This window comes from uncultured Pedobacter sp., assembly GCF_913776295.1.
Lineage (GTDB): Bacteria > Bacteroidota > Bacteroidia > Sphingobacteriales > Sphingobacteriaceae > Pedobacter.
The window spans coordinates 1-12,688 of the sequence record NZ_CAJYOJ010000013.1 but is presented as its reverse complement, the minus strand read 5'-3'; the positions used below and the strand labels follow the sequence as shown (position 1 = coordinate 12,688).

Sequence of the window (12,688 nt, the reverse complement as noted above, 5' to 3'; positions counted from 1 at the left end):
CTTAAGCAGTTTAACTCAAAACACATTACTGTAATGAATAATACAGTTATAAGTGATGATAGTGAAATAGGTGAATTTACATATATCGGTTTCAATTGTTTTTTAACTAAAGCAACTGTTGGAAGATATTGCTCTATTGCTAATAATGTTTCTATCGGAATGGGAGAACATTTAATTGACGAAGTGTCTACAAGTAGTTTGTTTTATAATAATGCCTACGAAACATTAACCTTAAAACATTGCACAATCGGTAACGATGTTTGGATAGGTGTAAATGCAGTGATCAGAAGAGGTGTGGTAATAGGAAATGGCGCAATAATTGGTGCCAATTCGTTCGTAAATAAAGATGTGCCTGCCTATAGCATAGTTGGCGGTATTCCTGCAAAAAAATTAAAAAGTAGATTTACATGTGATGTAATTGATAAAATTGAACAAAGTAAATGGTGGTTACACGATTTGGAAGAAGCTAAACAAATAATAGAAAAATTGAAGATAAATGATTGATAAAACAGATAAGATTTTTTTGGCCGGGCATAAAGGAATGGTTGGCTCGGCAATTTTAAGGCATTTAACAGCTAATGGATTCACTAACATAATCACCAAAAGCAGGGCAGAACTCGATTTGTTAAATGAAAATTCGGTAAAGGAATTTTTCGAGGCGAATAAACCCGATTATGTTATTCTTGCTGCTGCCAAGGTTGGCGGAATTAAGGCTAATATGGAAAAACCGGCCGAATTTCTATACGAAAACCTAACTATCCAGAACAATATTATTAACCAGTCATTCAAAAACGGTGTTAAAAAATTTGTTTTTCTGGGTAGCTCTTGTATCTACCCTAAAGAATGCGAGCAACCCATGAAAGAGGAGTATCTGCTAACGGGTAAATTAGAACCAACAAACGAAGGTTATGCTTTGGCTAAAATAGCGGGCTTAAAATTTTTGAAGTATTTAAATGAAGAATATGGTTTCAAAAGCATTAGTTTGATGCCTTGTAATTTATATGGTACTAATGATAGTTTTGATCCAGCTCATTCGCATGTTCTTTCCTCATTAGTTCGAAGATTTGTTGATGCAGTTGATGAAGGTACTGATTCGGTAGAAATATGGGGAACAGGTATAGCCAGAAGAGAGTTTATGCATGTTGACGATATGGCAGATGCAGTATTGTATTTTACAGAAAACTACGAAAGCCCCGAATTTATAAATATTGGCTGGGGTACCGATGTTTCCATTAAAGAACTTGCCACAATTGTTGCAACTGAATGCGGGTATACCGGTAGACTTATCTGGGACGAAACAAAACCTAATGGCATGTTGAGAAAATGCATGGATGTTACCAATATGAAGCTTGCAAATTTTGAACCTAAAATTACGTTGTTGGAAGGTGTTAAAAAGACGATATCTGAATATAAAGAAATAAAATTAAATAAAAAAAAGGGAATATGATACCATTGATGAAAAATGCTTTCTTGAATGAGCATGAAACAAAAAAAGCTCTTGCTGAGTTTATAATGACGGCTGACAAACTTAGTATGGATGTACAATGTGCTAAGTTTGAACAGGAGTTTGCAAAAAAACAAGGACGAAAAGATGCTATTTTATTTAATAGCGGAGGCAGTGCTAACTTAGCTATGATCCAGTCCTTAAAAAATATGGGTAAGCTTCAGGATGGGGATCAGGTAGGTTTTTCTGCTTTAACTTGGTCAACCAATACAATGCCTATAATTCAATTGGGTTTAGTGCCTGTAGCCATTGATTGTGAGTTAGATACTTTAAACATTAGTTCTAAACAGTTATTACGCTGTCTGGAGCAAACAGAAATCAAAGCATTATTTCTAACAAACGTTTTGGGATTTGTTGATGATATTTGGGAAGTTCAAAATATATGTAACGAACGTGGAATTATTTTAATCGAAGATAACTGCGAATCGTTAGGAACGGAAACCAAGTATGGTAAAGCAGGTAATTTTAGTTTAGGTTCAAGCTTTTCATTTTTTGTTGCGCATCATATGTCTACAATTGAAGGCGGAATGATCTGTACAGATGATGAAGATTTTGGAGAAATGCTAAGAATCGTTAGGGCGAATGGTTGGGATAGAAATTTAACAGCCAAACAACAAAGTAAGTGGAGAAAGAAATATAATATTAAAAGCGAATTCGAAGCGAAGTACACTTTTTATGATTTAGGCTTTAACTTCCGTCCAACAGAAATTACCGGTTTTCTTGGTTTATTCCAGTTACAATATTTAGATTCAAACATTCAAACAAGACAAAAAAATTATCTGGAAATTGAGACCGAAATTTTAGCTAATGATGATTTTATCGGCTTAAGACATGATCACATAGATGTACTTTCAACATTTGCTGTTCCTGTTGTATGTAAAACACCAGAACTGCGCGAACTTTATCTGTCTCAGTTTTCGGGCGCTGGTATTGAAATCAGACCAATGATTGCTGGAAATATGCAAAATCAACCTTTCTATAACAAATATGTTAAAACATTGTATGATTTGCCAAACTCAGATTTCTTGCATACTAATGGTTTTTATTGTGGTAATTACCCGGAATTAACCTTTAATGATATTGAAACTTTTAAAAGTGCTTTACAAAAAATTTAATCAATGATTGTTGTTAAACTATTAGGTGGATTAGGTAATCAATTATTTCAATATGCCATTGGTAAAAGATTAGCATTAATAAATAATGTGGATTTGATTTTAGATATAAGTGCTTTTGAAAAGTATAAACTCCACAGCTATGGTTTAATGAATTTTGATATTAAAGCTGAAATTGCAACATCTTCTCTTTTAAAACAAATTAATAATCCCATTAAAAGATTATTTAATGGGTGTAAGCTTCTAAAGGAAAAAAATTACTACTATGATGGCTCGATTTTAAAAAAATACAATCAATCAATTGTTTTAATTGACGGGTATTGGCAAAGTGAACCTTATTTTAAGGACATCCGTCAATCCCTGTTAAGTGATTTTAAGGTAATTGCTCCATTACAATCAAGAGATCGGGAAATTTTACAAGAAATTCAAGGTAACGTATCAATAAGTCTCCATGTTAGGCGTGGAGACTTTTTAAGTGATAAAAGTGCAAATGCGGTACACGGAACTTGTGATTTATCTTACTATACGAATGCAATAGAATATTTCTCGCAAAAACACGAAAATCCTAAATTTTTAGTGTTTTCGGATGATATTCAATGGTGTAAAGAAAATCTGGATATTTCTGCAAACTCTGTGTTTTGTGACCATAATAATGCTGATACCAATTATGCCGATTTGCACCTAATGGGCAAGTGTAATCATAACATCATAGCAAACAGCAGTTTTAGTTATTGGGGCGCATGGTTAAACCCAAATCCAGAAAAAGAAGTAATTGCGCCCAGAAGATGGTATGCTGATGAAATTAAAAATTCCCAAACAAAAGATCTAGTGCCAGAAAAATGGATACGGATTTAGTATCTATTGAACTTAATAATTAAAATTATATGAAGATAGCCGTTATCGGTACCGGATACGTAGGTTTGGTTACCGGGACCTGTTTAGCCGAAACAGGAAATGATGTAATATGTGTTGACATTAACGAAACAAAGGTAAAGCAGATGCAGAATGGCGAGGTGCCGATCTACGAACCTGGTTTAGATCTTTTGTTCCACCGGAACATTGAACAGGAAAGGTTAACCTTTACCACCAACGTGGCTGATGCCGTAAAAGAAGCGCAGATTATTTTTATGGCTTTACCAACCCCTCCGGGCGGTGATGGTGCGGCCGATCTTTCTTACATTTTAGGTGCTGCAAAAGATATTTCAAAACTGATTACCGAATATAAGGTTATCGTAAATAAATCAACCGTTCCTGTTGGAACTGCCGATAAAGTTAAAGCTGTTTTTGCCGAAAATACTTCGATAGAAGTTGACGTGGTTTCGAACCCTGAATTTTTAAGAGAAGGCGTAGCAGTTGAAGATTTTATGAAACCCGACCGTGTGGTTTTGGGTACCAAAAGCGAAAAAGCTAAAAAATTGATGGCTGAACTGTATGCACCTTATGTACGTCAGGGAAATCCGATTCTTTTTATGGATGAGCGCTCATCTGAACTGACCAAATATGCAGCAAATTCTTTTCTGGCTACAAAAATTACCTTCATGAACGAGATAGCCAACCTGTGCGAACTGGTAGGTGCTGATGTTGATGCCGTACGCCGGGGGGTTGGCTCCGATGACCGTATCGGCAAACGTTTCCTTTTTCCGGGTATAGGTTACGGTGGTTCATGTTTCCCTAAAGATGTGCAGGCATTGGTTAAAGCTGCCGATGAAACGGCCTATGATTTCCAGATTCTGAAATCGGTGATGGAGGTTAACGAAAGGCAGAAAACAATTTTGGTTGATAAGGTACTTAAATACTACAAAGGCGATATCAACGGCAAACATTTTGCATTGTGGGGGCTGGCATTTAAACCCGAAACGGATGATATACGTGAAGCCCCGGCTTTATATATTATCGATGCATTGCTTAAAAACGGTGCAAACGTTACTGTTTTCGATCCGGAGGGAATGGGAAATGTTAAAAATATCATTGGCAGCCAGGTAAATTATGCCAAAAACCAGTACGAAGCATTAGAAGATGCCGATGCCCTTCTTATTGCAACAGAGTGGTCGGTTTTCCGTAACCCTGATTTCGAAAAAATCGACAACACCTTAAAAAACAAGGTAGTTTTTGATGGCCGGAACTTGTACGATCTAGATAAAATGATTGATATGGGCTATTATTATAACAGTATTGGCAGAAAGTTAATAGATTAAAATGGGTAAGAAAAGAATATTGATTACTGGTGCTGCCGGATTTTTGGGCTCACACCTTTGCGATCGCTTTATAAAAGAAGGTTACCACGTTATCGGAATGGATAACTTGATTACTGGCGATCTGGCAAATATCGAACACCTGTGTAAACTTGATAATTTTGAGTTTTACAACCACGACGTTTCCAAATTTGTACATGTTCCTGGTGAGCTTCATTATATACTACACTTTGCCTCACCTGCAAGTCCGATTGATTACCTTAAAATCCCAATCCAGACCCTTAAAGTAGGTTCGTTGGGTACACACAATCTTTTAGGTTTGGCCCGCAGTAAAAAAGCCAGGATGCTGATTGCTTCAACTTCCGAAGTTTACGGTGATCCTAGTGTTAACCCACAACCCGAAGAATACTGGGGCAATGTAAACCCGGTAGGTCCGCGTGGTGTTTACGACGAGGCGAAACGTTTCCAAGAAGCCATTACCATGGCCTACCATACTTTTCATGGCGTAGAAACAAGGATTGTAAGGATTTTTAATACTTATGGTCCACGAATGCGTCTGAATGATGGTCGTGTTTTACCTGCTTTTATCGGACAGGCCCTAAGGGGAGAAGATCTAACTATATTTGGCGATGGAAGCCAGACCCGCTCTTTCTGTTATGTTGATGATCTGATTGAAGGGATTTACCGTTTATTGATGGGCGATTATGCCCAGCCTGTAAACATTGGTAACCCTGATGAAATTACCATTAAACAGTTCTGCGAAGAAATTATTAAACTTACGGGTACCACACAGAAAATTATGTACAAAGAACTGCCTCAGGATGATCCGAAACAGCGCAGGCCTGATATTACAAAGGCAAAGGAGCTATTGGGATGGGAACCTAAAATAGGGCGTGCGGAAGGATTAAAAATTACATACGAATATTTTAAATCACTGCCTGCAGAGGCTTTGGAAAAGATAGAACATAAAGATTTTACAACATTTAACCGTTAAAATGGCAAAAATATTAGTTACTGGTGGAACTGGTTACATAGGTTCGCATACCGCTGTAGAATTACACAATGCAGGATACGAAGTTGTAATTATCGACAATCTTTCTAACTCGAATATCAAAATTTTAACCCAGCTACATGCCATCACCGGCAAGTGGTTCGATTTTCACGAAATCGACCTGCAGGAAGATAAGGCGGTGCAGGAATTTGCCGAAAAGCACACTGATATCGACGGGATTATCCACTTTGCGGCTTACAAGGCAGTTGGCGAATCGGTAGCGGAACCTTTAAAATATTACAGAAACAATTTCTATAGCTTAATTAACCTGTTAACCTCTTTTAACAGGAAGATTGATTTTGTGTTTTCTTCTTCATGTACCGTTTACGGTCAGCCAGAAACCTTGCCTGTAACCGAGGCTGCACCTGTGCAGAAAGCAGAATCTCCTTATGGAAACACCAAGCAGATAGCCGAAGAAATTTTGGCCGAAACCGCAGCTGTAACCCCTGATTTAAATGTAATCTCTTTGCGTTATTTTAATCCGGTTGGCGCGCACGAAACCGCTTTGATTGGTGAATTGCCAAATGGCGTTCCTGCAAATCTGGTTCCTTTTATTACCCAATCTGCAATTGGTAAACGTGGCCCGATTACGGTTTATGGCAATGATTACGATACCCCAGATGGATCGGCCATCCGCGATTATATTCACGTTGTAGATCTTGCAAAAGCACATGTTGCCGCGATCAAAAAATTAGAAGATGGAAACCCGAACGGGAATTACGATGTTTTCAATATCGGTACAGGTAAAGGTTCTTCTGTTTTGGAGATTATTGCTGCCTTTGAAAGGGTAAATGGTGGGAAACTGGACTATAAGATCGGACCAAGAAGGGCTGGTGATGTGGTGAAGGTATATGGCGATGTACAGAAATCGAACAATGAACTAGGCTGGAGAGCTAATCTTGATATCAATGAGATGATGCGCTCGGCATGGGAATGGGAAAAAAATGTACATCATATTTTTTAGTAAGCTCTTTTGGGATAAAATTATAAAAGCAACGCCTAATGAGTATTGATAAAGGTTTAAAAGTTTATGTGGTTTCCAATATGTACCCATCTGAAGATGATGCATATTTCGGGGTGTTTGTTAAGAATTTTTGCACTGGTTTGGAACAAGGAGATCAAATAAATATAGTACACAAATCTCTTATAAAGGGGCAGGGTAAAAGCGCCTTATCCAAACTGTATAAATATCTTAAATTTTATTTGAATGTGCTTTTCTTTGGTTTTTTTAAGAAATACGACATTATTTATATTCACAATGTTTCACATAGCCTTTTACCGGTATATGCACTTTTAATAAAAAAGATATTCAATAAATTCTTAATCATCGTTAATCCTCATGGTGAAGACATGATCATAACCCATTCGCTCGATGGATTTTTGTTAAAAATGTCGATCCCCTTGATCAAGTTAGCTGATCAAATTGTTTGTCCAAGCATTTTTTACAGGGATGAAATTGTGAAGAAATACGATTTAAACATTGATAAAACCTTTATATCTGCATCTGGAGGAGTAAATCTTGACAGTTTTAAACCTAAGCCTAAATCCAACAGTAGCAGCCGTGTTCTTGGATATGTTTCTAGACTTGCGCCTGAAAAAGGATGGGATACACTATTATTGGCAACACATGAGCTCATTAAGCTACCAGAGTTTAACAACTTAGAGGTATTGGTTGTTGGGCGTGGCGATAGTGAACAAGCTTTTTCTGAAATGATTAGCTCATTAAACCTTAACAAATACGTTAAATACCTGGGCTTTAAATCTCAATTGGAATTACCAGAGATATTTAATCAAATGGATGCTTTTGTTTTTCCAACAAAAATGTACGAAAGCCTCGGTTTGGTTGGATTGGAAGCTATGGCCTGTGGTACCCCGGTAATTGGATCAGATAGAGGGGGCATAAATGATTATTTACAAAATGGTATAAATGGATTTAAATTTGAACCTGGAAGCCACACGAAACTAATGGAGCAGGTTGTTAATTTTTACTCTTTAAATCAGGATGAAAAGAATGTTCTTTCAGATAACGCTATAAAAACTTCGCTGAACTTTTCTAGCAATAGTATTAGTGATAGAATGATTGAAAACCTTCTAAAATTATCTGGAAATTAAATTTGATAATGAAATAAATGAAAAATAATTATGTATTAATAATGGCGGGTGGAGTAGGTTCCCGCTTTTGGCCAAAAAGCCGGAATCTTTTTCCAAAACAGTTTATAGATATCTTAGGAATAGGCAAATCTTTATTACAGTTAACTTACGAACGTTTTTTAAATATCTGTCCGAACGACCAAATCTTTATTTTAACCAATGAAGCCTACGCAAATTTGGTTGCCGAGCAGTTACCTGAAGTTTTAAAGGAAAATATCCTTTTAGAGCCAAGCAGAAATAACACCGCACCTTGCATAGCTTATGCAACCTACAAGATTAGTAAATTAAACCCGGATGCTAATATTGTAGTTGCCCCTTCTGATCATTTGATTTTAAAGGAAGATGTTTTTATATCCAAAGTGCTACAGGCCCTGGAGTTTAGTTTTGAAAACAATGCGCTGTTAACTTTAGGCATTAGTCCTACAAGACCTGATACCGGTTATGGGTACATCAGGTATCAAAAAACGGATGTAACAGGTCATGACGAGTTAAATGAGGTTAAAAAGGTAAGTGCATTTATGGAGAAGCCTATTTTAGCCAAAGCAGAAGAATACCTTAAAAGTGGGGATTACGTTTGGAACGCGGGTATATTTGTCTGGTCGGCAAATTCGTTGATAAGGGCATTTTGTAGTCATGCTCCTGAGATCGCTGCATTGTTTGAAAGCGGCCTGCCATTTTATAATACCGCAAACGAATCGAAATTTATCGCTGATCATTACCCTTCTAGCCCTAATATATCTATTGATTATGCCATTCTTGAGAAGGCTGATAATGTGTATACTATTCCGGCCGAGATAGGTTGGTCTGATTTAGGTACTTGGGCATCTTTACATGCCGTTGGAGAAAAGGATACAGCAAATAACATGGTTAATTTAGGTAAAGTTAATTTAAAAGATACAACCAACTGTATTATTCATTTGCCAAAAGAAAAGGCTGCCGTGATAAAAGGGCTTGATAATTATATCGTGGTGGATGATGGTGAGATACTCTTGATTTATCCAAAATCAGATGAGCAGGAGATTAAACAGGTCGCAAAAAATATGGTCGTTGAGCATGGGATAAAATATGCTTAATTATAGGCCACTATTTTTATCTGGCTTGTCGTAAGTTTTGGTATCTACCGATTAAATGGATTAATCTACTAATTATCAGTATACAGATACTCAAATTTTTTAGAATTTATTTTAAGCTTACATTGCGCAACTGTTAATCGGTTTTTAATTTGGTAATGATTAATTAACTTTGGGTCTGAATTTAGGCATTAATTTTGTTCATTGTAATTCGCTCAAACAAAAACACCGATTAAATGTTTAAGTTTCCTTTTTAGGCCTATGCAAACACGTTACTTATTTATACTAAAATATATTCTGCCAATAACTGATCTGATCATGGTCAATATTGTGTACTTTTTTGCCTACGAATTTACAGCTTACATGGGTAAGGCGGTAAGCTCGGAATTGCAATGGCATTATGTAGTAGTTTGTAACCTGATTTGGATTGTGAGCACCACCAGCTTTGGTCTTTACAGTGAATATGGTTCAAGAAGAATAGAACGAATTTACAGGGGAACCTGGAAGAGCGTGGTGTTGCATGCAGTTTTATTTTCTATTTACCTTTTCTTTTCAAAACAAAATGATTTTTCAAGGTCGTTCCTTGTGATATTTTATGGTATGTTAGCCATTTTGTTCTTGGTTAACCGTTTCATAGGCACTTCATTCCAGTTCTTGCTATTTAATCATCTCCGGGGAGTTAAATCAGTAGCCATTATGGGGAATAATGCAACAGGTTTACAACTGGCTAATTATTTTGAAAAGCAGCGCTATATTGAATTTCATGGTTTTATTAACGATGTACCAGACAATTATTTAGACCGTAACGGTCAGATTTCCGATGTAGTGGGAAGGCAGTTTAAGATGGCAGTTGATAAGGGGATTAAAGATATTTACGTAACGATCGCCCCTGATCGAATGGCTGATATGGCCTTATTAACAGAGGAAGCTGAGCGGCAATGTGTACGGTTAAAATTTATTCCTGATATTAGTGGAGCCCTACTGTCTCCTTATACGGTAAGTTATCTGGGAAATGAATTCCCTGTGATTTCTTTGCGTTCAGAACCTTTAGAGAAAATTCACAACCGCTTCAAAAAACGGGTAATTGATGTAGTTTTCAGCGGTTTGGTGATTCTATTCGTGTTAAGTTGGTTATACCCAATTATCGCCTTATTGATTAAAATGCAAAGTAGAGGCCCAGTGTTATTTAAACAATTAAGAAGCGGCCGTGATGATGAGCCTTTCTGGTGTTTTAAATTCAGGAGCATGCGTATGAATGCGGATAGCGATAAAAGACAGGCCAGTAAGAATGACGACCGCATAACGTCTATTGGAAAGTTTTTAAGGAAATCGAGTTTGGATGAACTACCGCAATTTTTTAACGTATTTATGGGGCACATGAGTGTAGTAGGACCCCGTCCTCATATGTTAAGCCATACCGAACAATATAAAGGTATTGTAGATCAGTTTATGGTGCGTCACTTTTTAAAACCCGGTATTACCGGTTGGGCTCAAGTAAACGGATATCGTGGCGAAACAAAGGAAGATTATAAAATGGTTAAGCGTGTAGAACATGATATCTGGTATTTGGAAAACTGGAGCGCAATGTTAGATGTTAAGATTATTTTTATGACGGTAATTAATATGGTTAAGGGTGAAGAAAATGCCTTTTAATAACAAAATACAGGCCCGAAAGGGCTTTTCTTTTTTATGAACTTTAGCATTCATCATTAAATTAATAAATAATTACTTTCTTTGCCCCCTTGAATTAAAATTTACCAAATGAAGAAACTTTTATTTCTGCTCCTTCTATCAGTCTCTTTTTATGACTTAAAGGCACAGGCAGTATATCAACCCTATTCTTTTCAATTCTATCAAAAATTAAGCGGTGAGGTTTATAACCCCAATAACAGAATACACAGCTCATTAAAACCTTTTTTTATTGATGATAGTTTGTTAAGGAATATAAGCAATTTATTACTAAGTGTTGGGGTCGATTCAAGCAGACATTCTTGGGTTTCGCGAAAGTTGTTTAATGAACACCTGCTGGATATTAAAAAAGAAGACTTTACGGTATATGCAGATTTTTTGCCGGATTTTCAAATTGGCAGAGATTTTTCGGGTAAGCAAAACCTGTGGTTAAACACCAGGGGGTATCAGGTAGGTGGGACAGTTGGTAAAAAGTTCTCTTTTTATACAAGCGGCTTTGAAAATCAGGGGCAATTCTCGCAATATTATAATAATTACGTAAACTCAAGCGAGGTTGTTCCAGGACAGTCTTATAATCGTGCCTATGGTTTTAATGCAGGTAAGAGCTCTTTAGATTGGTCTTATGTAACTGCAACGCTATCTTATACGCCGGTAAAATATTTAAACATTACTGCTGGCTATGATAAAACCTTTATTGGCGATGGGTACCGGTCATTATTATTGTCCGATTTCTCTTCTCCAGCACCCTTTTTAAAACTGACTGGAAATTTAGGAAATGTACAGTATATGGCCATGTGGACTTCCATGCAAGACCCCGGAGCTTCCAAATTATCTTACGATGCAGGTAACCGTAAAAAAGGAGGTGTATTTCATTACTTAGATTGGAATGTAAATAACAGATTATCGTTAGGATTTTTTGATTCTATTATATGGGCACAAACCGATGAAGCTGGTAACAATAGAGGTTTCGATTGGGGGTATGCAAATCCAATTATCTTTTTAAGACCAGTTGAAGCATCAAGTGGCTCTCCTGATAATGCTTTAATCGGTTTTACCAGTAAATATAAATTTATGAAAGAATTGGTTGCCTATGGGCAATTCTCCTTAGATGAGTTTGAAGCTAAAAATTTCTTCTCGAGTTCAGGTAGTTCCAGGAATAAATATGGCTGGCAGTTAGGGGTAAGAGGAGCAGATGTTTTTAAAGTTGATGGTCTAAATTACTTGTTAGAATACAACACTGCAAAACCCTACACCTTTTCATCACGAACACGTATCGGCAATTACGCCAATTATAACGAGCCCTTAGCCCACCCAATGGGCGCAAACTTCAGAGAAGTGGTAGGCTTGTTAAACTACTCTTACAAACGTTTCGATTTTAGTGGAGAATTGATGTACGCCAAATACGGCCTGGACATTGCCGGACAAAATTATGGCAAGAATATTTTCGAGCCTTATACGGATGCGGTACAACCTACCGGAAATTACACCACTCAGGGTATCCGTACCGATCTTTTTTATGCAGAAGGCAGGGTGGCTTACGTCATTAATCCGAAATATAACTTACGTTTGGAACTAGGTGGTATATTAAGACGTGAAAGCAACAGCCTGGGTAAAAACAATACCGGTTTAATCACTTTTGGTTTACGGAGTTCGTTTAGGAATTTATATTCTGATTTTTAAAAAGGCCTCCTAAAAAAATTAAAGCTCCAGCTATTATTATAGCTGAGGCTTTTTAGTTAGTTTAGCTGGTGTCCTGACGATCGGAAGATCTTTTCCATTTTAAGATTCTTCGCTGCGCTACCATTGACGTTATTTTGCAATTATTTATTAATGAGCGACTTGCGGAACCTATGCATTTCCGCGTAGCTAGGCCGTAGCACCGTATCTCCGTTTCGCTTAAATCCGGCCTAACAAATTTT

General features: G+C 36.9%; 11 protein-coding genes. All 11 read left to right on the top strand.

Translation table 11 applies throughout. The features are described 5' to 3' along the window. Positions 1-33 precede the first annotated feature (33 nt). The 11 genes from QZ738_RS02370 to QZ738_RS02320 all read left to right on the top strand — a co-directional run bounded on the left by QZ738_RS02370 (position 34) and on the right by QZ738_RS02320 (position 12,449). Positions 34-504: a CatB-related O-acetyltransferase gene (locus QZ738_RS02370; RefSeq protein WP_293783992.1), complete on the top strand. Its 471-nt coding sequence runs from the start codon at positions 34-36 to the stop codon at positions 502-504. Then, on the top strand, positions 497-1,447 hold the full coding sequence (locus QZ738_RS02365; protein WP_367268554.1) for a GDP-L-fucose synthase family protein: 951 nt from the start codon (positions 497-499) through the stop codon (positions 1,445-1,447). The genes QZ738_RS02370 and QZ738_RS02365 overlap by 8 nt, the downstream gene beginning before the upstream one ends. After that, positions 1,444-2,619 (top strand): DegT/DnrJ/EryC1/StrS aminotransferase family protein, encoded by a 1,176-nt coding sequence (locus QZ738_RS02360; protein ID WP_293783989.1) that lies wholly within the window; start codon positions 1,444-1,446, stop codon positions 2,617-2,619. The genes QZ738_RS02365 and QZ738_RS02360 overlap by 4 nt, the downstream gene beginning before the upstream one ends. A gap of 3 nt (positions 2,620-2,622) precedes the next feature. Then, positions 2,623-3,471 carry an alpha-1,2-fucosyltransferase gene (locus QZ738_RS02355; RefSeq protein WP_293783986.1) on the top strand — a complete coding sequence of 283 codons (849 nt, stop codon included), beginning with the start codon at positions 2,623-2,625 and terminating at the stop codon, positions 3,469-3,471. A gap of 29 nt (positions 3,472-3,500) precedes the next feature. Beyond that, positions 3,501-4,811, top strand: coding sequence for a UDP-glucose/GDP-mannose dehydrogenase family protein (locus QZ738_RS02350; RefSeq protein ID WP_293783983.1), 1,311 nt, complete (start codon positions 3,501-3,503; stop codon positions 4,809-4,811). A 1-nt stretch (position 4,812) separates the two neighbouring features. After that, positions 4,813-5,802 carry a UDP-glucuronic acid decarboxylase family protein gene (locus QZ738_RS02345; protein ID WP_293783980.1) on the top strand — a complete coding sequence of 330 codons (990 nt, stop codon included), beginning with the start codon at positions 4,813-4,815 and terminating at the stop codon, positions 5,800-5,802. 1 nt (position 5,803) lies between these two features. Beyond that, the gene (gene galE, locus QZ738_RS02340; RefSeq protein ID WP_293783977.1) at positions 5,804-6,823 is read left to right on the top strand and encodes a UDP-glucose 4-epimerase GalE; all 1,020 of its coding nucleotides are present in this window, start codon (positions 5,804-5,806) and stop codon (positions 6,821-6,823) included. Positions 6,824-6,861: 38 nt separating this feature from the next. After that, on the top strand, positions 6,862-7,971 hold the full coding sequence (locus tag QZ738_RS02335; protein ID WP_293783974.1) for a glycosyltransferase family 4 protein: 1,110 nt from the start codon (positions 6,862-6,864) through the stop codon (positions 7,969-7,971). A gap of 17 nt (positions 7,972-7,988) precedes the next feature. Next, entirely contained in the window at positions 7,989-9,083 is a 1,095-nt protein-coding gene (locus QZ738_RS02330; protein ID WP_293783971.1) for a mannose-1-phosphate guanylyltransferase, read from the top strand. A gap of 315 nt (positions 9,084-9,398) precedes the next feature. Next, positions 9,399-10,733, top strand: coding sequence for an undecaprenyl-phosphate glucose phosphotransferase (locus tag QZ738_RS02325; protein WP_293783968.1), 1,335 nt, complete (start codon positions 9,399-9,401; stop codon positions 10,731-10,733). A gap of 108 nt (positions 10,734-10,841) precedes the next feature. Continuing rightward, positions 10,842-12,449, top strand: coding sequence for a gliding motility protein RemB (locus QZ738_RS02320; RefSeq protein ID WP_293783965.1), 1,608 nt, complete (start codon positions 10,842-10,844; stop codon positions 12,447-12,449). Positions 12,450-12,688: the final 239 nt, after the last annotated feature.